Raw genomic sequence first — 19,918 nt, 5'->3', positions numbered from 1 at the left:
CGCTGCCGAGCCGCTCAGTCGAAGATCGGTTCGCGGGTGCGGGTGCGCTTGATCTCGAAGAACCCGTCGGTACCGGCGACCGCGAGCACGCCGTCCCACAGCCGGCCGGCGGCCTCGCCCTTCGGCGCCGGGCTGATCACCGGGCCGAAGAACGCGATCTGCTCGCCGTCGGCCCCCGGCACGTGGATCACCGGCGTACCCACGTCGTAGCCGACCGGGTCCATCCCCTCGTGGTGGCTCTCCCGCAGCCGCGTGTCGTACTTGTCGGTCTCGGCCGCGTCGGCGAGATCGGCCGGCAGACCGGCGTCGGTCAGCGCGTCCACCAGCAGCTGCCGGTCCTTCTCCTGCTTCTCGACGTGGATCCGGGTGCCGAGCGCGGTGTACAGGTCGCGCAGCACCTCGGTGCCGTGTGCCTCCTCCGCGGCGATGCAGACCCGGACCGCGCCCCAGGTGGTCGCGAGCATGGTGCGGTAGTCGTCCGGGATGTCCTTGTCCTCGTTCAGCACCGCGAGGCTCATCACATGGAACCGGATCCGTACCGGGCGGACCTGTTCGACCTGGAGCAGCCACCGGGACGCCAGCCAGGCCCACGGGCAGGCCGGGTCGAACCACATGTCGACGATGGTGTTTTGCCGGGTGTCGGGCACTCTGTCCTCATCTCCACGCTGCGGCCGTGCGGGATCGCGCCGGGCCACACGGTTGTCGTCGGGTTGTTCCGCTGTCATCGAACAATATTGCTACCGCAACAATCCGGCCACCTCGCGCCGGCGCCGCCCGTCGCGCCGCACTGCCCGCCACGTCCTTCGCGCCGCACTCCCGGCCGCGGCAGCGCCCGCCCACCGCTACCGCAACCAAGCCGTGTCCGACGGGACCCTGCACGCTGGTGCATGCGTCGTGGAACACTCGCCTAGGCGATACGAAAGAAATGCTTCCGGCCGGCGACGATGCCACCTCCCCCAGCGGGCGGCCTCCGCGGGCCGACTGGCGCACCAAGGAGGAGACTTGCCTGGCATCCACAACCTGGCACGCACCGAGGCCGTCGAACGGGCCCGGCTGCTGTCCGAGGTGACCTACCGGGTCACCCTCGATCTGACCGACGGCGCGGGCGCACCGAGTGAGGGCACCACCTTCTCCTCCCGCAGCGAGATCCGGTTCCGCTGCGCGGAGCCGGGTGCCGCGACGTTCGTCGAGATCACGGCCCAGACGCTGCGGTCCGCCACCCTCAACGGCACGGCGCTGGACCTCTCCGGGTACGACTCGACCAAGGGGCTGGCGGTGCCCGGCCTCGCCGCCGAGAACGAGCTCGTGGTCGAGGCCGACTGCACGTACTCGACGTCCGGGCAGGGGCTGCACCGCGCCCTGGACCCGGTCGACGGCGAGGTGTACCTCTACTCGCAGTTCGAGACGAACGACGCGCAGCGGGTGTTCGCCTGCTTCGACCAGCCCGACCTCAAGGCCAAGCACACCTTCGTGGTGACGGTGCCGAAGCACTGGCGGGTCGTCTCGAACTCGCCGGTCGCCGACGTGACCGAGCGGGACGCGGACAAGGTCGTCACGTTCGCCGAGGGCGCGACGATGAGCACCTACGTCACCGCGGTCTGCGCCGGGCCGTACCACGAGGTGCGCGACGAACACGACGGCATCGACCTCGGGGTGTACTGCCGCAAGAGCCTCGCCGAGCACCTCGACGCGGACGACATCCTGACCATCACCAAGCAGGGCTTCGACTTCTACCACGACCAGTTCGGCATCCGGTACCCGCTGCCGAAGTACGACCAGCTGCTGGTGCCGGAGTACAACGCCGGCGCGATGGAGAACTTCGGCTGCATCACCATCTCCGAAGAGCACTACCTGTTCCGCTCGCAGGTCACCAACTTCGAGTACGAGCAGCGCGCCAACACGATCCTGCACGAGCTGGCGCACATGTGGTTCGGCGACCTGGTGACCATGCGCTGGTGGGACGACCTGTGGCTGAACGAGTCGTTCGCCGAGTGGGCCAGCCACTGGTGCAACGCCGAGGCCACCCGCTTCTCCGACGCGTGGACCACCTTCCTCGCGCTGCGCAAGCGCTGGGGGTACGGCCAGGACCAGCTGCCGACCACGCACCCGGTGTACACCGACATCCCGGACGTGGAGACCGTCGAGGTCAACTTCGACGGCATCACGTACGCCAAGGGCGCGAGCATCCTCAAGCAGATCGTCGCCTACGTGGGTCGGGACGCGTTCGTGCGCGGGCTGCGCGCGTACTTCCCGAAGCACGCGTGGGGCAACGCCACCTTCGACGACCTGCTCGGCGCGCTGGAGGAGGCGTCCGGCCGGGAGCTGCGCGAGTACGCGTCGCAGTGGCTGACCACCGCGCAGGTCAACACGCTGCGACCGGAGATCACCCTGTCCGGCGAGAACTACGGCACCGTCGCGGTGCTGCAGGAGGCGCCGAAGGACTACCCGACGCTGCGCACCCACCGGCTCGCGATCGGCCTGTACGACCTGGACAACGGCAAGCTGGTGCGGCGCAAGCGGGTCGAGCTGGACGTGTCCGGCGAGCGCACCGAGGTCGCGGAGCTCGCCGGCGAGCGCGCCGCGGACGTGCTGCTGATCAACGACGACGACCTGACGTACGCGAAGATCCGGCTGGACGAGCGCTCGCTGGCCACGATCGTCGAGCACGTCTCGGACTTCGCCGACTCGCTGCCGCGCGGCCTGGTCTGGGCGGCGGCGCAGGACATGCTGCGCGACGCGGAGCTGCCGGCCCGCCAGTTCGTCCGGATGGTCGCCGCCGGCATCGGGTCCGAGACCGACGTCAACCTGGTCACCATCCTGGCCCGCACCGCCCGCCAGGCGGTCAACCTGTACGCCGACCCGGCCTGGCAGGACGAGGGCCGCACGCTGCTGGCCAGCACGTTCGACGCGGCGCTGCGCGGCGCCGAGCCGGGCAGCGGCCGCCAGCTCGCCTTCGCCCAGGAGTACGCGGCGCTGGCCCGCACCGACGCCGATCTCGCGGTGCTGAAGGGCTGGCTCGACGGCACGGGCGTGCCGGACGGCCTGACCGTCGACACCGACCTGCGCTGGCACCTGCTGCACAGCCTGGTCGCGCTCGGCACCTACGGCGCCGCCGAGATCGACGCCGAACTGGCCCGGGACAACACCGCGAGCGGTCGGCGGCAGGCGTCGGTGGCCCGCGCGGCGCTGCCCGACGCGGCGTCCAAGGCGGAGATCTGGACGAAGATCACCACCGACACCTCGCTGCCGAACTGGCTGCAGCGCGCCATGCTGCAGGGCTTCTGGCACTCCGCGCAGCTGGAGCTGCTCACCCCGTACCGGGACCGCTACTTCGCCGACGTGGCGGGCGTGTCGGAGCGGTTCGACGGTGAGGTCGCGCAGGTGTTCGCCATCATGGGCTACCCGAGCCTGCTCGTCGACGACGCCACCGTGGCCGCCACCGACAGGTGGCTGACCGGGGAGCACCCGGCGCCGCTGCGGCGGCTCGTCGCCGAGGGCAAGGACGGCGTCGAGCGCGCCCTGCGCGCCCGCGCCTGCGACACCGCCGCGAGCTGACCCGTCGCGCGATCCGGCGCCCGTCCCGCAGTCCGCGGGGCGGGCGCCGCTCGTTCCCGCCAGCCACCCCTCGTCCGGGGCGCGCCGCTCGTCCGGGACGCACGCCACTCGTTCGGGACGGGCCCGCTCGTCCCGGGACCCGGGCGCCGCTCGTCCGGGGCGGCGCCGCTCGTCCGGGACGGGTGCGCTCGTTCCGGGCAGGCTTCGTCCGGCGGATCTGCTGCTACGGCACCAGGACCACGGCGGTGGGGCGACCCGGCTGCGCCGCCCGCCGGTACGCCGCGGCCACCTCGCTGAGCGGGAACCGCTGCACCGGCGGCAACTCCAGCTCGCCGGCGACGGCGAGCTTCGCCAACTCGGTGAGCACCGTGGCGTCGCTGTACGCGGCGACCGCGGCGACGTGCGTGCCGCGCAGCGCGGCCGGCAACGGGAGCAGCGGCTGCACCGACAGGTACCGGCCACCGGCGCGCAGCGCGTCGAGTGCCGGCGCGCCGAGACCGGCGGCGTCCAGTACCCCGTCGACGCCGCCCGGGATCCGTGCGCGTACCGCGTCGGGCCAGCCGGGCGCGGTCTCGACCACCTGCTCGACGCCGGCCGGTACGCGATCGGTGCTGCCCGGCCGAACCGCGGCCACCACCCGCAGGCCGCGCCGACGGGCGAGCGTGCTGGTGAACCGACCGACGGCGCCGGCCGCGCCGGTGACCAGGATCGTGTCGCCGGCCGCCAGGTCCAGCCGGTCCAGGCCCTGCCAGCCGGTCGTCGCGTTCAGCGGCACCGTCGCCGCGCGTACCGGGTCGAGCCCGGGCGCGGCGGCCACCGCGGCGGCGTCCAGCACGACCAGTTCGGCGTGGCTGCCGGTCGGCGCGGACAGCCGGTCCCGGAAGCCGAACACCGCGTCGCCCGGGGCCAGGCGGTCGACTCCGGCGCCGACCGCGTCGACGGTGCCGGCGACGTCCCAGCCGAGCCCGGCCGACGCCAGCTCGCCGAACAGTGCGTCCTGGGTCGCCAGATCCACCGGGTTCACCGCCGCCGCGGCCACCGCTATCCGTACCTGACCGGCCGCCGGGGCCGGTGCCGGCACCTCGACGACGGCCGGGCCGCCGGTGCCTCGTGTCGCTGCGCGCATCGCCGCTCCCTCGTCGTACGGGCGTTGTGCGCCCCAACGTAGGGGCGCTACTCTCCATCGGAAAGTAGGCACCCGAAAGTGCGTAACGAGAGCGAAGGTGTGCCATGGCGACGACGACGGCCAGCCAACGCCGAGCCGAGGCGAAGCAGGAGTACGACGCGTTCCTCGCCGCCTGCCCGTCCCGGCAGCTGCTGGACGCGATCGCGGACAAGTGGGTCACGCTGGTGCTCACCGCGCTGGACGCCGGACCGGCGCGGTACTCGCAGCTGAGCCGGCAGATCGCCGGGGTCAGCCAGAAGATGCTGACCCAGACGCTGCGCACGCTGGAGCGCGACGGGCTGGTCGAACGCACCGTCACCGCGAGCGTCCCGGTCCGGGTCGACTACGCGCTGACGCCGCTGGGTGCGAGCCTCGTCGCGGTGATCGCGCACCTCAAACGGTGGGCCGAGCACCACATGCCGGACGTCCGCGACTCGCGCCGGCGGTACGACCGGCGCACCCGCGACGCCGACCGAGCGGCGCCCGCGCACCGTGGGTGACGGGCCGGCGGACGCGCGACGTGGCCGCCGCGACACGCGCGGGAATCCGACAGCGCACGCGTTCGGATCGGTACCAGAATCGGCACTGGACGTTGTCGGCCAGACCAGTAAGGTGAGCGCCATGTCGGCACCAAGCAACGTGTGCAACACGTGCCTCGGGTCCGGTGAGGTGCTTCAGACGCACGCCGCCGTCGTGGACGGCCGCTACCGCACCGTGCAGGGGTTCGTGCCGTGTCCGCGCTGCGGTGACCCCGAAGCCGGCGTCCAGCCGCGCCCCACCGTCGGCCGCGGGCGCCGCTCCGTCAACTGACTGTCAAGGGCGCTACGCCGGCCCCGTTTCCCGCTGGGCTGCGCCGATCCGAGGCTTGTGTGCGTGCGCACACGGCGCCTCGTCTCGGCTTGCCAGCGGAAAACGGGGCTCGGCTCGCTCACGTCCTCACCCATCACCGCGACCCCGGAAACCAGATCGGGGTGCCGAAGATCTACGGAACGCGGGCCTGATCGCTCAGCATGCGCAGGCCGGTGACGATGCCGCCGGCGAGGTCACCGCCGGAGAACGCCGCGGTCATCGACAGCGCGGCCAGCGCGCAGACCCGGTCCGGCAGCTTCTTCGCGGCGATCGGGCCGGTCACGATCTCGACCACGCGCTGGTTCGGGGACACCGCGAGCAGCACGCCGACGTCGGGATTCTCCATCCGGTCGTGCAGCGCGTCGGCCGCCCGGCGATGGTCGTCGCCGTCGAGCTCGCCGACGTAGACGCTGAACGCCAGGCCGGACTGCTCGTCGGCGGCGCGCAGCGCCTCGTCGAGCCGCACCAGCTGACCGCCGTTGAACGGACCGTCGGCGACGCCGTCGAACAGCGAACCGCGGGTCGGCGGGTGCTCGACCGGCTCGCCGTGGCTGGTGATGTGCGGCTCGGCCAACTCGTGCCGGCCGCTGTCGGAGGTGGTCATCGCTGCCTCACCAACTGCCACTTGCGCCCCCCTTGACGCCGCGGACCGAGCCGGTGGTGGCCACGGCACCGGCAGCCGCACCTGCGGGGAGCATCGCGGTACCGGGCTCGGCAGGCTCCGGCCCGTCGTCCGCGGTCAGGATGCGTTCCGGCGCGGCCAGGAACCACACCGGCGCGAACTCGAACGGCCGACCCGGCCGGTACCGGCGGGAGCGGCGCGAACCGGCGCCGTACACCGCGGCGGCCAGCAGCAGGAACACCCCGACCGGGATACCGACGAAGACGAGCACAACTTCCCAGACTGTCACAGGTTCAACGCACCTCGCCTCGTTGCGACCCTCGCCGACTCGTCCGGTCGGCATGACCGAAGCTCCGTCAGCGGGGCCCGGTGCCCAACGAACGTGGACCGAGATTCACCGTAGCCGAGGGTAGCTTGGTCCAGATGGGCGGGTGCCGGTCTTTCCACCCTGCCGCGTCGTGCAGGGCGGAAGCCGCCGCAAGAAGCCGCGCGTCGTCGCCCAGCGACGCGGACAGCTGCACGCCGACCGGCAGGCCGGTGCGGTCCGCACCGATCGGCACGCTCACCGCCGGCGCCCCGGACAGGTTGTGCACCGAGCAGTACGGCGACAGCGCGGTCTGCGCGTCGAAGTCCTCCTCCGGACTCATCTCGGCGAAATGCCCGATGCCGACGCCGGGCCGGGCCAGCGTCGGGGTGAGCACCACGTCGTAGCCGGCCAGCCGGTGCGCGGCGGCACGGATCGCCGCGAGCAGCCGGCCGTGCGCGGCGAGCAGGTCGGCGGCCGAGTGCCGGCGCGCCTCGGCGGCCATCCAGCGGGCCATCTTGCCGACCGCGTCGGCTCGGCCGAGCAGGCACGCCACCACCCGGAAGTCGGCGAGCATCGCCGGATCGTACGGCCCGGGTACCTCGACGACGTCGTGGCCGAGCCCGGTGAGCAGGTCGGCGGCCCGGCGGTAGGCGGCGACGCAGTCCGGGTGGACCGTGGTGTCGAACAGCGGCGGCTCCAGGTACGCGGCGATCCGCAGCGGCCCGGTCGGCCGCATCGCCGCCGCCAGGTACCCGCCGTCGGGCCGCGGTGGCGCCGGGTACGGCTCCCCCGGCACCGGTACCGCCATCGCGTCGAGCAGCGCCGCCGCGTCCGGCACGGTGCGCGCGATCGGCCCCTGGCTGGCCAGGCCGAACCCGCCGGCGCCGGGGATCAGTCCACGGCTCGGCTTGTACCCGATCAGCCCGCACAGCGCGGCCGGCACCCGCAGCGAGCCACCACCGTCGCTGCCGTGCGCCACCGGTACCAGTCCGGCGGCGACCGCGGCGGCCGCGCCACCGGACGAGCCGCCCGGGCTGGCGCCGCGCCGCCACGGGTTCGCGGTCGGCACGAAGCCGACCGCCTCGGTGTACAGCGTGGTCCCGAACTCGCTGGTCGCGGTCTTGCCGAGGCTGATGGTGCCGGCCGCGCGCAGCGCGGTGACCACCGGCGCGTCGGCGTCCGGCACGTGCTGCGCGAGCGCGACGCACCCGTACGAGGTGGGCACGCCGGCGGTCGCGGCCAGGTCCTTGATCGCGGTCGGTACCCCGTGCAGCGCCGGCAACGGATCGGCCATGGTGACCGCCACCTCGGCGCGCTTCGCCGCGTCCCGGGCCGCCTGGTCGGTGACCGTGACGAACGCACCGAGCCGGCCGTCGAACGCCGCGATCCGGTCCAGGTAGTGCTCGACCAGTTCCACCGGGGACAGGTCACCGGCCCTGATCGCCGCGGCCTGCTGCAGCGCGGTCAGCTCGTGCGGTTGGGTCACGCCGCCACGGTAGTTCCCCGCACCGGCCCACCTCACCGCCTGGTGAGGGGCGGTGTCGGACTGCGAGGATGGCGGCATGCAGAGTGCGGGGTTCGGGGTGGCGGACGCGCAGCGGCGCGATGCGGCGGATCCGTTGGCGGGCTGGCGGGAGCGGTTCGTGATCGAGCCGGACGGGCCGATCTACCTGGACGGCAACTCGCTCGGCCGGCTGCCGGTGGCGGCCGTCGACGAGCTCGCCGCCGCGGTGCGGGGCGAGTGGGGCGGCGAGCTGATCCGCGGCTGGTCGCACTGGATCGAGCTCGGCCGCGAGGTCGGTGACCTGCTCGCCGGGCCGGTGCTGGACGCCGAGCCGGGTGAGCTGGTGCTGTCCGACTCGACCAGCGTCAACCTGTACAAGCTGGCCGCGGCGGCGCTGTCGGCCCGGCCGGACCGGCACGTCGTGGTGGTCGACCGGGACAACTTCCCCACCGACCAGTACCTGCTGCAGTCGCTCGCGGCCGAGCGCGGCCTGACGCTGCGGCCGGTCACCGCCGACATCGACGACGGGCTGGACACCGAGCAGGTGGTCGCCGCACTGGGCGACGACGTGGCGCTGGTGCTGCTGTCCCACGTGGCGTACCGGTCGGGGGCGATCGCCGACCTGCCCGCGATCACCGCCGCCGCACACGAGGCCGGTGCGCTGGTGCTGTGGGATCTGTGCCACTCGGTCGGCTCGGTGCCGGTACCGCTGCGTGCCGCCGCGGTCGACCTCGCCGTCGGCTGCACGTACAAGTACCTCAACGGTGGTCCCGGCTCGCCGGCGTTCCTGTACGTGCGGCGCGAGCTGCAGTCGCGGCTGCGGCAGCCGATCACCGGCTGGTTCGGCCAGGCCGACCAGTTCGGGATGGACTCCCGCTACGACCCGGCGGACGGCATCGACCGGTTCCTGGTGGGCACCCCGCCGGTGCTGTCCGCGTACGGGGCGCGGGCCGGCGCCCGGATCGCCGCCGAGGTGGGCATCGAGCCGGTGCGCGCCAAGGGGATGGCGCTCACCTCGTACGCGGTGGAGCTGCACGACGCGTGGCTGGCCGAGCACGGCTGCCGGCTGGCCAGCCCGCGGGACCCGCAGCGGCGCGGCGCGCACGTCACGCTGTACCACCCGAACGCCTGGCAGCTGTGCCAGGCCTGGCAGGACGCCGGCGTACTGCCGGACTTCCGCACCCCGGACCGGCTGCGCATCGGCCTCGCCCCGCTCTACACCCGGTTCGTCGACGTGTACGAGGCGTTCCACCGGTTGCGGGAGATCCTCGCGAGCGGCAGTTACCGGTCGTACCCGGTGGCACGCAGCCGCGTCACCTGACCGGCCGGGTCAGGCCAGGGCGATGAGGACGACGGCCGCGGCCGCGGCGCCGAGGCCGACCGCCTGGCCGCGGCCGACCCGTTCCCGCAGCACCAGCATCGCGGCGAGCACCGTCAGCGCCGGGTACAGCGAGGTGACCACGGCCGCGATGGACAGCAGGGCCCGGTGGGTGGCGAGGACGAACAGCGCCGTCGCCGCGCCGCCGAGTACCCCGACGCTGGCACCCGGCGCGAGCCGGCGGGCCGGCAACCGCAGGCCGGCGCCCGCGACCAGCCCGGCGATCAGGATGCTGACCGTCGCGACCGCCTGGCCGCCGGCGAGCGGCCACAGCCCGGCGTCGTGTGGTACCCGGTCGAGCGCCACGAACAGCAGCGCGAACCCGGCGCCGGCCAGCAGCCCGTCGAGTACTCCGGACCGGCGCCGACCGGACGAGCCCTGCTGCGGTGCGGCGGGTGCGTCGGCGCCGCGGGAGATGAGCGCGACCGCCGGCAGCGCGAGGACGATGCCGGCGATGGCCAGCGGCGCCGGCCGGTCCCCTTCGGCGATCCCGACCAGCACCGGCAGCCCGGCCGAGCCGACCGCGGACAGCGGCGCCACCACGCTCATCCGGGCCGAACCCAGGCCGCGGTAGAGGAACACGGTGCCCAGCCCGTTGCCGACACCGGACAGCGCGCCCCAGCCGAGCGCGGCCGCCGCCGGCAGGCCGTTCCCGGCGACCGCGGCGACCAGCGCCACGACCACGAGTGCGGCGCACTGCGCCACGACCGCCACCGCGTACGGGCTGGATCGCCGGGACAGCAACCCGCCGAGGAAGTCCGAACAGCCGTAGCAGGCGGCGGCGCAGAGCGCGAGGACGATACCCACGACCCGAAACCTACGTGCCGGCGCGCAACGGGCGCCGTCGGAGCCCCGCGCACTGCCCGCACACCCCGGGACCGGCCGGTGGCGTACCGGCCGCTGCCCGCCCCGGTGAGCCGGGCCGGTGCCGTCGCACGGCGGCGGGCGGTACCGGCCGAGCGTCAGGCGGTGGCCTCGCCCAGGCGCAGCGGGTCGGTGTGCTGCGCGGGCAGGCCGAGCCAGGAGGCCCAGCGCGGGTCCGGGGTGCGGTGACCGAGCACCCGCCAGGCCGGCCCGGTCGGCGCCACCGGCGCGACCCGCAGTCGCCAGCCCATCTCGGCCGGGGTGCGGTCGCCCTTGCGGTGGTTGCACCGGGCGCAGGCGGCGACCACGTTCTCCCAGACGTGCGGGCCGCCGCGGCTGCGCGGCAGGACGTGGTCGATGGTCTCGGCCGGCCCGTCGCAGTACGCGCAGACCCAGCGGTCCCGGGCGAAGATCGCGCGGCGGGTCATGCCGATGTGCGCGCGGTACGGCACCCGGACGTAGCGGGTGAGTCGAACCACACACGGAGTCGGCAGGACGCGTCTGGCGCTGTGCAGGAAGCCGTCGCCGTCGCTGACCGCGATCGCCTTGGCGGCGAGCACCAGCACGGCGGCCCGGCGCACCGACACGACGCACATCGGTTCGTACGTCGCGTTGAGCACCAACGCCCCGTAGCTGGTGGAGGGCCGTAACCCGGACATCGCCCCACCTCCGTCCGGGCCCATCCTCCCCGACCGGGGCGCCGGATGCACGTACTAATCCGGTGACAAACCAAGCGGCCGAGGCGCTGTGGCACCGAACGGCGGGCCCGGAGGTGGTGTGCGTCGGGCGCCGGGGGTCACGTACCGTCGGCGCGGCGCCCGGTGGTACCGCGGCGCGCCGAGACGATTCGCTACCGAGGGAAGGTGCCCATGTTGTCCGCGGAAGCGCTGGTTTCCGCCATGCCGCACGCCCTGAAGCTGGCCGGCAAGCCCGAGTGCGCCACCGACCCGGACTCGTTCTGCCAGACGGTGTGGAACTGGACCGGCCAGAACCCGAGCCTGGGCTGGCTCGCGGCCAGCAGCGAGTGGCTGCTGGTCAAGCCGTTCCGGATCATCCTGATCCTGGTCGTGGCGCTGCTGGTGCGCTGGATCCTGCACCGGATGATCCGCCGGTTCACCCGGCCCAAGGAGAGCGGCAGCACCCCGGCGGTGCTGCGTCCGCTCAAGGAGCGGGTGGACGCGTCGCTGCGGGAGAACGGCGTGCTGACCGAGCGGCGCCGGCAGCGCTCGGCGACCATCGGTTCGGTACTGCGCAACGTCACCTCGATCGTGGTCTTCTCGATCGCGGTGATGATGATCCTCAGCGAGCTGGGGATGGATCTCGCTCCGCTGCTGGCCAGCGCCGGCATCGCCGGTGTCGCGCTCGGCTTCGGCGCGCAGTCGCTGGTCAAGGACGTCATCTCGGGCATGTTCATGCTGCTGGAGGACCAGTACGGGGTGGGCGACCTGATCAACGTCGGCGAGGTGACCGGCACCGTGGAGGCGGTCGGTCTGCGCATCACCACGGTGCGCGACGGCGCGGGCGTGTTGTGGTACATCCGCAACGGCGAGGTGATCCGGATCGGCAACTACAGCCAGAGCTGGGCCATGGTCATCATCGACGTACCGGTCGGGTTCGGTGCGCCGGTGGGCGAGGCCACCGACGCGCTGCAGCGGGCGGCCGACTCGCTCGGCGACGACGAGGACTGGTCCGCCGACTTCATCGACAAGCCCGAGGTGTTGGGCGTGCAGCAGCTGACCCCGGAGGGTGCGCTGCTGCGGGTGACCGCGAAGACCGCCTCGGACTCGCAGTGGAAGGTCGGCCGCGAGCTGCGCCGCCGGATCGTCACCGAGATGGAGCAGGCCGGCGTGTCGCTCGGGCTGGACCCGCGCCGCTTCCTCGCCCAGGAGGACGGCCCGCAGTAGCCGCTCGCCACGGCCCCCTCGTGCGCCGCCGTGCACCGACCCTCCGGGCACGGCGACGTCGATGCTCCGACATCGCAGACATCGACGGGCGTCGTTACACCGCCGGATGAATCGCGACCGAACGGTGACCGTACGGAACTCGGATAGCAACGTCGCGTCCACGAGGCCCGCGACCTGCATGATCGTCGCAGAGCGTGCACAGGTCCCCGAGAAAGTGGTTCATATACCGCAGCTAGCTTACAGATTGTGAAATGCGCTGCGGATCCTTGTTAACCACACCTCGTCCGTTCGGACTACCGATACGCCCACCAATCGGGCAGACTCGGACGTGCGAGGTTGCGCGCGCCACAGCCGAGGAGGGAACGGGGACGTGTCCGAAGAGCCAGGTCAGGCGGGGGCGGGCCGGCCGGCGGATCCACCGGACACGACCGACGATCCCGACCGGGCCGCGACCTACCGCGAGGTGTTCGCGGTGCGTGAGTTTCGCGCCGTGTTCGGTGCGAGCGCGCTCTCCTCGGTCGGTGACTACCTGGGTCGGGTCGCGCTCGCCGCGTTGATCTACCACGCGACCGGCTCCGCGCTCGCCTCCGCGGCCGGCTTCGCGGTGACCTACCTGCCCTGGCTGACCGGTGCGCCGGTGCTCGTCGCGCTGGCCGAGCGGTACCCGTACCGGCGGGTGATGCTCGGCTGCGACCTGGCCCGGATGGCGATCGTCGCGGTGGCGGCGATCCCGGGCGTGCCGCTGCTGCTGTTACCGGTGCTGATGTACGTGTCGGCGATGCTGACGCCGCCGTTCGACTCCAGCCGTTCGGCGATGCTGCCGCAGATCCTGACCGGCGACCGGTACGTGCTGGGGTTGTCGATCACCGGCGTGCTCAACCAGGCCACCCAGGTCGGCGGGTACGCGGCGGGTGGCCTGATCTCCGCGGTGGACCCGCGGTTGGCACTGCTGGTCGACGCCGCCACCTTCGGGCTGTCCGCGCTGCTGATCCGGACCTGGGTGAAGGCGCGCCCGGCGGTGCCGCGGCTGCGCGCCGACACCAGCCTGCTGCGCGACACCGCGGAGGGGTTCACCGTGGTGTTCGGTACCCCGGTGCTGCGCGCGATCGCGGTGGTCATCCTGGCCGGCGCGGCGTTCGCGATCCTGCCGGAGGGGCTCGCCGCCAGCTGGTCCGGCGAGCTCGGTACCGGCGCCCGCGGGCAGGGGTTGATCATGGCGGCGATGCCGATCGGCGCCGCGATCGGCGGGGTGGTGATCGGCCGGCTGGTGCCGCCCGGGCCGCGCCGGAAGCTGATCCGGCCGCTCGCCGCGCTGGTGCCGCTGTCGCTGGTGGCCGCGCTGCTGTCGCCGCCGTTGCCGGTGGTGATGGTGCTGACCGCGCTGACCGGGTTCGCGATGTCGGTGATCATCCCGGCGAACGGGCTGTTCGTGCAGGCGCTGCCGGACGGCTACCGGGCCCGCGCGTTCGGCGTCATGCAGGGCGGGCTGCAGCTGGTGCAGGGCGGCGCGATCGTGCTCGCCGGCGCGGTGGCCGACCATGTCGGGGTGGCCCGCACGGTCGGCCTCTGGTCGCTGCTGGGGCTGCTGGTGATGGGCCTGGTGTCGATGTTGTGGCCGAAGTCCGGCACCTTCGAGAAGGCGTTCGCCGAGACCCGGGCCCGGAACGAGGCGGCCGCCGAGGCCGCCGAGCAGCGGAGCCGGGAGTCCGCGAACGCCGACGACGCGGGCGCCGCCTCGGCCGCGCAGGACGCCTCCGAGCGCCGGGTCGGCCCGGTGCAGTCACGCCGCCGCAGCCGCCGGGTCGGTGCCGAGCACCCGTGACCGCGGGACCCCGGCCGTCCCGCTGTGAGGCGGGTCTCCCCGGTGCCGGGCCGGGCGGCCTGGCGGGTGGCCGGGGTGGCACTGGCACCATGGAGGCGTGTCCGATCAACCGATCCCGATCACCACGGGTCCCGCCGCGCAGCCGGCCGAACCCGCCGTGACGTTCTACGACGCGGTGGGCGGCGCGCCGACGTTCCGCAAGCTGGTGGACGCGTTCTACGCCGGCGTCGCGGACGACCCGGTGCTGCGCCCGATGTACCCGGAGGAGGACCTCGGCCCGGCCGCGAACCGGTTGCGGATGTTCCTGGAGCAGTACTGGGGCGGCCCGCACACCTACTCCGAGCAGCGCGGACATCCGCGGTTGCGGATGCGGCACGTGCCGTTCACGATCGGTTCGGTGGAGCGGGACGCCTGGCTCGCGCGCATGCGCGACGCGATCGACACGCTCGACCTCGCCCCGCAGTACGAGGCGGAGTTGTGGGCCTACCTGGAACGCGCGGCACAGTTCATGGTGAACTCGCCGGACTGACACCCCCGTACGAATCGGATCGGCGCTCCGGCGCCGTACCGATATTTGAACGTTAAAACCCCTCACAAGGAGGCACAGTGGGCAACGAGCTCCCCGATCTCGCCGCACGGCCCGCCGACAGCGCGGCCGGCGACCCCGACTGGTGGCGCGACGCCGTCTTCTACCAGATCTATCCGCGCAGCTTCGCCGACGCGAACGGGGACGGCGTCGGCGATCTGGACGGCATCCGCAACCGGCTCGACCACCTCGCCGGGCTCGGCGTCGAGGCGATCTGGCTCAGCCCGTTCTTCACCTCGCCGATGGCCGACCACGGGTACGACGTGGCCGACCCGCGCGACGTCGACCCGGTGTTCGGCGACCTCGCCGCGTTCGACCGGCTCGTCGCCGAGGCGCACGCGCGCGACATCAAGGTGACCATCGACCTGGTGCCGAACCACTCCTCGGACGAGCACGTCTGGTTCCAGCAGGCACTGCGGGCCGCGCCGGGCAGCCCCGAGCGCGACCGGTACGTGTTCCGCGACGGCCGGGGTGCCCACGGCGAGCAGCCGCCGAACAACTGGCCGTCGGCGTTCGGCGGGCCGGCCTGGCACCGCGTCACCGAGCCGGACGGCACCCCCGGCCAGTGGTACCTGCACCTGTTCGACCCCAAGCAGCCCGACCTGAACTGGGAGAACCCGGAGATCTGGGCCGACCTGGAGACCACCCTGCGGTTCTGGCTGGACCGCGGCGTGGACGGGTTCCGGATCGACGTGGCGCACGGGATGGCCAAGCCCGCCGGACTGCCGGACCTGGCCGAGGACGTACTGGCCGAGATCGAGGCCGGCGCGAACCCGCACACCTCGCGCGACGTGCGCTGGGACGCCGAGGGCGTGCACGACATCCACCGGTTCATCCGCAAGGTACTGGCCGACTACCCGGGCGCGATGGCGGTCGGCGAGGTGTGGGTCACCGACACCGAGCGGCTGCGCAGGTACCTGCGTCCGGACGAGCTGCCGCTGGCGTTCGACTTCCGGATGGTGCAGTCCCCGTGGCGTGCCGACGAGCTGCGCGACACCATCAGCTCGGCGCTGGCCACCGTGGCGGGCACCGGTTCGCCGACCACCTGGGTGCTGTCCAACCACGACGTGGTCCGGCACGTCACCCGGTACGGCGGGGGCCTGGTCGGCACCCGTCGGGGCCGCGCCGCCGCGCTGCTGCAGCTGGCGCTGCCCGGCGTCGCGTACCTGTACCAGGGCGACGAGCTGGCCCTGGAGAGCGTCGAGCCGCCGGACGAGGCACTCACCGACCCGACCTGGGAGCGCAGCGGGCACACCCGGCGCGGCCGGGACAACTGCCGGATCCCGCTGCCGTGGGAGCCGGGCGAGCCGGCGTACGGGTTCTCCACCACGTCCGACACCTGGCTGCCGATGCCGGCCGGCTGGTCGCCGGTCGCGGTCGCGTCCCAGCAGGGCCGGCCGGACTCCACCCTGGAGCTGTACCGCACGGCGCTGCGGCTGCGGCGCGAGCACGACGGGTTCACCGGGGGCCTGTCCTTCCTGGACACTCCGGCCGACTGCCTGGCGTTCCGCCGGGACGGCGGGCTGACCTGCTTCGTCAACGCGGGCAACACGCCGGTCGCGCTGCCGGCCGGTACCCCGATCCTGACGAGCGTGCCGCTCACCGCCGACGGTCGGCTGCCCGGCGACGCCACCGCCTGGCTCGCCTGACGGACCGCGGCGTCGATCGAGGAGCCATGCCCGAGGCAGCGTCGATCAGGGAGTCGTGGCGGCGGGTCGAGCCCGACCGCACCCCGCACTCCTTGATCGACGCTCCGGCCGGTACGGGTCCGTGCTCGACGGCGGGCCCGCGGCCGTGTCCCGCGGTGGCGCCCCGCGGTCGTGTTCCCGTCAGGGGCGGGCGGCGACCCGCGGCCGGCGCAGTGACCAGGCGACCGCGCCGGCGATCGCGCCGAGGCCGGTCAGCAGCAGCAGGCCGGTGGCCGGGTTGACCCACTGCGGCACCAGCTCGGTACGGCGACCGTCCGGCCAGGCGCACACCACGCTGACCGGCGCGTACCGGCGCTCGATGGCGAGGTCGTGCGGCGGGCTGTCGTCGTGCGGCAGCCACCTGCCCGGCGACAGCGAGCACATCTGGTCCGGGTCGAGCAGGTACTGACCGCGGGTGACCCCGACGCCGTAGCAGGCGGCGGCCAGGACCAGCGCCAGCAGGCCGAGCACGGCCATGGTGCGGGGCCGGTGCAGCGACCGCCCGGCGCGGCGGGCCCGGTCGACGCCCGGGACGCCGGCGCCGGGGCGGTTCTCCCGGTACCCGGCGAGCAGCAGGCCGCCGGTGAGCGCCAGCGCGGCGACCCTGGCCGCGCAGATCAGGAACTCCATGCGTCCTCCCGGTGGAACGCCGAGCGTACCGGTGGGCGGGGCGTCGCCCGCACGTGTGGCCGGCACGCCGGAGAGCGTTGACAGAACGAACAAATCGGACGTATCTTCCCTGCCGAACAGATCGGAAAGTGTCCTGTTCGAGTCGGAGGGGTCATGCTCACGCACGCCCGGCGCCGCCTGCCGCTGCTGATCCTCGGTACGTTCGTGCTCGTCACCCTCGGACTCCCCGCGGTGCGGCCGGCCGCCGCCCGCGCCGCGACGCCGCCCACCGCCGAGCAACTGCTCGCCAAGCTGGCCCACTGCGACCAGATCTCGAACGGCGAGTTCGCCACCGACGACGGCGAGGCCCCCTCCGTACCGGTCTGCGGCGCCCACGGTGCGGTGTTCTGGCAGGCCGACATGGACATCGACTGCGACGGGCAGACCACCGACGCGTGCAACTCCGACACCGACCCCTGGTACCAGGACGACACCGCGTTCCACCAGTCCGACGGGCAACCGCTGGACGCCGCCGGGCTGCCGTACGTGGTGATCCCGCAGAACAACGACATCTTCCGGTACTCCGACCACGACATCGACGGGGGCGCCGTCGTCGCGGTCATCCACGGCGACCAGGTGGAGTACGCGGTGTTCGGCGACACCGGACCGAAGAACATCATCGGCGAGTCGTCGTACGCCACCGCCGACGCGCTCGGCATCGACCCGGACCCGGCGACCGGCGGCGCCGACTCCGGCGTGTCGTACATCGTGTTCGAGGGCACCCAGGTCGATCCGATCGAGTCGCACGACCAGGCGGTCGCCGACGGACAGGCCGCCGCCCAGCGGTTCCTGGCGGACAACTGACTCTCCGATGTGGACAGTGCGGCGCGGGCCCGGTGCCGCGCCTCACGGCGTGAACGTCTCCAGGTGGTCCACGACCACGAACCGACTCGCCGGACTCGCCTGCCGCACCGCGGTACGCAGCGGCGCGAGGCCGCCGTAGTCGCGGGCCGGCTCGTCCAGCGGGTAGTCGAAGTCGTCCCAGTGCGTCGGCAGCACGTAGCGGGGATTGCCGAGCGTGGCCAGCAGCCGCGGCACGTACCGGTGGATCGCGCCACCGCCGACCGGCACCAGGGCCACCGTCGGCCGCAGCCCGGCCAGTTCGGCGCCGAGGTAGTTGGACCCGCCGAAGTCGATGATGCTCACTTCACCCACCGTGATCAGGTAGGCCAGCGTCTCCCCCTCGACCAGGTCGGCGATGACCTTCGGGGTCGCCGGCGGGTGACCCGGCCGGGTACCCGCGAACGCCACCCGGGAGCGCTCGCCGGTCATCGAGTGCAGCGACCGCAGCACCTGGATCGTGTAGCCGTCGCACTCCAGGTACTCGCCGCCGCGTACCACGCTGAGCTGGTCGGCGGGGGCGCCGAGCGCGGTCATCAGGTTCACGTGCGTCTCGGTGCCGAGCACCGTCGCGCCGGTCTTGCCGGCCAGGTACGGCACGTCGGTCAGGTGGTCGTAGTGCCCGTGGGTGACGAGGATGTGATCGGCCGCCAGGTGGTACCGGTCGATCACGTCCGGCCGCACCGACAGCGGCGTGTTCGGGTCGGCACCCTGCTCGGTGTAGGTGCCGGTGTGGAACCGGGTCAGCCACGGGTCGATCAGCACGGTGCGCCGCCCGTTCGGCGTGTCGAACCTGATCTCCCACCCGTTGTTGCCGAGCCACCGCAGGCGCGGCCGGCCCACCGCACCGGCCGAGCCCGCCGACGCCCGGGTCGCCGTACCGGTCGGCCGGTACCCCGGTGCGGCCGTCGCGGCCGAGCCCACGGCGAGCCCGGTGGCACCCGCCACCGAGCCGGCCAGTACACCCCGTCGGGTCACCCTGGTCGCCATTGCTGTCCCCCTCCTGCCGGGGCCCGCACCGCGAAATCCGCGCAGGGCGAGACCGCCGGACGAAAACCTCGTCGGCTGTTCCGCGCGTCCCGCCGCGCGGATCGGCGGTAGCAGAGCACATCGCCGCCGCGGCTGTCCAAGACCGTCGACCGGATCCGGCCATATCGCGGCCGATATCGTTGCAGCGTGGACCTGCTACGAGCGTTGGCGCTGTTCCGGGTGGTGGCCGAGGAACGTCACTTCGGCCGAGCCGCGGAACGGCTCGGGATGGCGCAACCGCCGCTGAGCCAGCGCATCCGCCGGCTGGAGCACGAACTCGGCGCCCGGCTGTTCGACCGCAACAGCCGGGGCGTGCGGCTCACGGTGGCCGGCAGCGTGCTGCTGGCCGAGTCCGCACCGTTGCTGGACCGCGCCGACCGGGTGCGCGCCATGGTGACCCGGGCCGACCGGGGCGAACTGGGCGAGCTGCGCGTCGGGGTACCGCCGGACGTACCGGGCGAGGTGCTCGCCACCATCGTTCGGACGTTCGCCGAGCACAACCCCGCGGTACGGCTGGATCTGCGCGAGTTGACCACCGGCGAGCAGCTTCGGCTGCTCGCCGACCGGGCGCTGGACGTCGGGCTGCTGCAGCAGCCGGCGCAGCTCACCGGCCTCGTCGTCGGCCCCGGCGTGACCGAGCCGGTCGGCGTGCTGGTACCGCGGGACGCGCCCCTGGCCGGCGCCGACGAACTCGACCTGGCCGACCTCGCCGGTCACGACCTGGTGCTGTTCCCCCGCGACACCGCACCCGGCCGGTACGACGAGACGCTGGATGCCTGCCGCGGCAACGGTTTCCGTCCCGGCCGGGTGGTGCACGCGCGCAGCCCGGAGTTCGTCGTGGGGCTGGTCCTCGCCCAGCACGGCGTCGCCCTGGTACCGGCCGGCGCGGTGCGCCGCGAGCCGCGGGTGGTGTGGCGGCGGCTGACCGGCAACCCGATCAGCTGGCGGACGTCGTTCGTGTGGCCGGCCCAGCCGCACCCGGCCGCGGCGTCGCTGTGCTGGCTGGCCGCCGGCATCCTGCGCGACGACGGCACCGGCGACCTCGTCGTACCGCCGGGCACGCCGACCCCGTGGGACGTCGTGCACGGCCGCGCCGACTGACGCCGAGCCCGCCCACCGGCTGCCTCGGCCGCAGA

At 73.4% G+C, this 19,918-nt stretch carries 19 protein-coding genes; 10 read left to right on the top strand and 9 right to left on the bottom strand.

Annotated elements, in window-relative coordinates; genetic code table 11:
- Positions 1 to 14: 14 nt before the first annotated feature.
- A complete protein-coding gene (locus NUM_RS28065; RefSeq protein ID WP_207127960.1) occupies positions 15 to 614 on the bottom strand; it encodes a mycothiol-dependent nitroreductase Rv2466c family protein in 600 nt (199 codons plus the stop codon).
- Between the two features lie 397 nt (positions 615 to 1,011).
- Here NUM_RS28065 and pepN point away from each other — a divergent pair, with 397 nt between their 5' ends.
- A complete protein-coding gene (gene pepN / locus NUM_RS28060) occupies positions 1,012 to 3,555 on the top strand; it encodes an aminopeptidase N (protein WP_207127964.1) in 2,544 nt (847 codons plus the stop codon).
- A 223-nt stretch (positions 3,556 to 3,778) separates the two neighbouring features.
- On the opposite strand, the gene NUM_RS28055 is transcribed toward pepN, so the two are convergent.
- Entirely contained in the window at positions 3,779 to 4,681 is a 903-nt protein-coding gene (locus NUM_RS28055) for an NADP-dependent oxidoreductase (protein WP_207127959.1), read from the bottom strand.
- Positions 4,682 to 4,785: 104 nt separating this feature from the next.
- Here NUM_RS28055 and NUM_RS28050 point away from each other — a divergent pair, with 104 nt between their 5' ends.
- The gene (locus NUM_RS28050) at positions 4,786 to 5,220 is read left to right on the top strand and encodes a winged helix-turn-helix transcriptional regulator (protein ID WP_207127958.1); all 435 of its coding nucleotides are present in this window, start codon (positions 4,786 to 4,788) and stop codon (positions 5,218 to 5,220) included.
- A gap of 121 nt (positions 5,221 to 5,341) precedes the next feature.
- Entirely contained in the window at positions 5,342 to 5,530 is a 189-nt protein-coding gene (locus tag NUM_RS28045; protein ID WP_207127957.1) for a hypothetical protein, read from the top strand.
- Positions 5,531 to 5,702: 172 nt separating this feature from the next.
- Here the strand turns inward: NUM_RS28045 and NUM_RS28040 are convergent, their stop codons facing one another.
- The 3 genes from NUM_RS28040 to NUM_RS28030 form a co-directional block, all read right to left on the bottom strand.
- Positions 5,703 to 6,173 carry a DUF5130 family protein gene (locus tag NUM_RS28040; protein WP_207127956.1) on the bottom strand — a complete coding sequence of 157 codons (471 nt, stop codon included), beginning with the start codon at positions 6,171 to 6,173 and terminating at the stop codon, positions 5,703 to 5,705.
- 7 nt (positions 6,174 to 6,180) lie between these two features.
- On the bottom strand, positions 6,181 to 6,480 hold the full coding sequence (gene ctaJ, locus NUM_RS28035; protein ID WP_207127955.1) for an aa3-type cytochrome oxidase subunit CtaJ: 300 nt from the start codon (positions 6,478 to 6,480) through the stop codon (positions 6,181 to 6,183).
- A gap of 67 nt (positions 6,481 to 6,547) precedes the next feature.
- Positions 6,548 to 7,984, bottom strand: a complete 1,437-nt coding sequence (locus tag NUM_RS28030; RefSeq protein WP_207127954.1) for an amidase — start codon at positions 7,982 to 7,984, stop codon at positions 6,548 to 6,550.
- A gap of 76 nt (positions 7,985 to 8,060) precedes the next feature.
- On the opposite strand from NUM_RS28030, the gene kynU reads away from it, so the two are divergent.
- Complete coding sequence (gene kynU, locus NUM_RS28025; protein ID WP_207127953.1) at positions 8,061 to 9,323, top strand: kynureninase; 1,263 nt, start codon at positions 8,061 to 8,063, stop codon at positions 9,321 to 9,323.
- Positions 9,324 to 9,332: 9 nt separating this feature from the next.
- Here the strand turns inward: kynU and NUM_RS28020 are convergent, their stop codons facing one another.
- Positions 9,333 to 10,187 carry an EamA family transporter gene (locus NUM_RS28020; RefSeq protein WP_207127952.1) on the bottom strand — a complete coding sequence of 285 codons (855 nt, stop codon included), beginning with the start codon at positions 10,185 to 10,187 and terminating at the stop codon, positions 9,333 to 9,335.
- A gap of 155 nt (positions 10,188 to 10,342) precedes the next feature.
- Entirely contained in the window at positions 10,343 to 10,903 is a 561-nt protein-coding gene (locus NUM_RS28015) for an HNH endonuclease (RefSeq protein ID WP_207127951.1), read from the bottom strand.
- Positions 10,904 to 11,113: 210 nt separating this feature from the next.
- Here NUM_RS28015 and NUM_RS28010 point away from each other — a divergent pair, with 210 nt between their 5' ends.
- From NUM_RS28010 to NUM_RS27995, 4 genes are all read left to right on the top strand, one after another.
- The gene (locus NUM_RS28010) at positions 11,114 to 12,148 is read left to right on the top strand and encodes a mechanosensitive ion channel family protein (protein ID WP_207127950.1); all 1,035 of its coding nucleotides are present in this window, start codon (positions 11,114 to 11,116) and stop codon (positions 12,146 to 12,148) included.
- Between the two features lie 370 nt (positions 12,149 to 12,518).
- Positions 12,519 to 13,970: an MFS transporter gene (locus NUM_RS28005; protein ID WP_207127949.1), complete on the top strand. Its 1,452-nt coding sequence runs from the start codon at positions 12,519 to 12,521 to the stop codon at positions 13,968 to 13,970.
- A gap of 118 nt (positions 13,971 to 14,088) precedes the next feature.
- Positions 14,089 to 14,499 (top strand): globin, encoded by a 411-nt coding sequence (locus NUM_RS28000; protein WP_370467074.1) that lies wholly within the window; start codon positions 14,089 to 14,091, stop codon positions 14,497 to 14,499.
- 77 nt (positions 14,500 to 14,576) lie between these two features.
- Positions 14,577 to 16,205: a glycoside hydrolase family 13 protein gene (locus NUM_RS27995; RefSeq protein WP_207127948.1), complete on the top strand. Its 1,629-nt coding sequence runs from the start codon at positions 14,577 to 14,579 to the stop codon at positions 16,203 to 16,205.
- Between the two features lie 180 nt (positions 16,206 to 16,385).
- On the opposite strand, the gene NUM_RS27990 is transcribed toward NUM_RS27995, so the two are convergent.
- On the bottom strand, positions 16,386 to 16,874 hold the full coding sequence (locus NUM_RS27990; protein WP_207127947.1) for a hypothetical protein: 489 nt from the start codon (positions 16,872 to 16,874) through the stop codon (positions 16,386 to 16,388).
- A 153-nt stretch (positions 16,875 to 17,027) separates the two neighbouring features.
- On the opposite strand from NUM_RS27990, the gene NUM_RS27985 reads away from it, so the two are divergent.
- On the top strand, positions 17,028 to 17,717 hold the full coding sequence (locus NUM_RS27985) for a glycoside hydrolase family 75 protein (protein ID WP_207127946.1): 690 nt from the start codon (positions 17,028 to 17,030) through the stop codon (positions 17,715 to 17,717).
- Positions 17,718 to 17,759: 42 nt separating this feature from the next.
- Here NUM_RS27985 and NUM_RS27980 read toward each other — a convergent pair whose 3' ends face one another.
- The gene (locus NUM_RS27980) at positions 17,760 to 18,743 is read right to left on the bottom strand and encodes an MBL fold metallo-hydrolase (protein ID WP_207127945.1); all 984 of its coding nucleotides are present in this window, start codon (positions 18,741 to 18,743) and stop codon (positions 17,760 to 17,762) included.
- 186 nt (positions 18,744 to 18,929) lie between these two features.
- On the opposite strand from NUM_RS27980, the gene NUM_RS27975 reads away from it, so the two are divergent.
- On the top strand, positions 18,930 to 19,883 hold the full coding sequence (locus NUM_RS27975) for a LysR family transcriptional regulator (protein ID WP_207127944.1): 954 nt from the start codon (positions 18,930 to 18,932) through the stop codon (positions 19,881 to 19,883).
- Positions 19,884 to 19,918: the final 35 nt, after the last annotated feature.

It is taken from the genome of Actinocatenispora comari, assembly GCF_017312725.1.
Taxonomy (GTDB): domain Bacteria; phylum Actinomycetota; class Actinomycetes; order Mycobacteriales; family Micromonosporaceae; genus Actinocatenispora; species Actinocatenispora comari.
The sequence above is the reverse complement of the archived record's forward strand: the minus strand, read 5'-3'. Positions and strand labels throughout refer to the sequence as shown.

Bases quoted from the DNA above. Each gene is read 5' to 3' on its own strand.
- NUM_RS28065 (WP_207127960.1), bottom strand. From the start codon at position 614: ATGTGGTTCGACCCGGCCTGCCCGTGGGCCTGGCTGGCGTCCCGGTGG.
- NUM_RS28055 (WP_207127959.1), bottom strand. From the start codon at position 4,681: ATGCGCGCAGCGACACGAGGCACCGGCGGCCCGGCCGTCGTCGAGGTG.
- NUM_RS28050 (WP_207127958.1), top strand. From the start codon at position 4,786: ATGGCGACGACGACGGCCAGCCAACGCCGAGCCGAGGCGAAGCAGGAG.
- NUM_RS28045 (WP_207127957.1), top strand. From the start codon at position 5,342: ATGTCGGCACCAAGCAACGTGTGCAACACGTGCCTCGGGTCCGGTGAG.
- NUM_RS28040 (WP_207127956.1), bottom strand. From the start codon at position 6,173: ATGACCACCTCCGACAGCGGCCGGCACGAGTTGGCCGAGCCGCACATC.
- kynU (WP_207127953.1), top strand. From the start codon at position 8,061: ATGCAGAGTGCGGGGTTCGGGGTGGCGGACGCGCAGCGGCGCGATGCG.
- NUM_RS28015 (WP_207127951.1), bottom strand. From the start codon at position 10,903: ATGTCCGGGTTACGGCCCTCCACCAGCTACGGGGCGTTGGTGCTCAAC.
- NUM_RS28010 (WP_207127950.1), top strand. From the start codon at position 11,114: ATGTTGTCCGCGGAAGCGCTGGTTTCCGCCATGCCGCACGCCCTGAAG.
- NUM_RS27990 (WP_207127947.1), bottom strand. From the start codon at position 16,874: ATGGAGTTCCTGATCTGCGCGGCCAGGGTCGCCGCGCTGGCGCTCACC.
- NUM_RS27985 (WP_207127946.1), top strand. From the start codon at position 17,028: ATGCTCACGCACGCCCGGCGCCGCCTGCCGCTGCTGATCCTCGGTACG.
- NUM_RS27980 (WP_207127945.1), bottom strand. From the start codon at position 18,743: ATGGCGACCAGGGTGACCCGACGGGGTGTACTGGCCGGCTCGGTGGCG.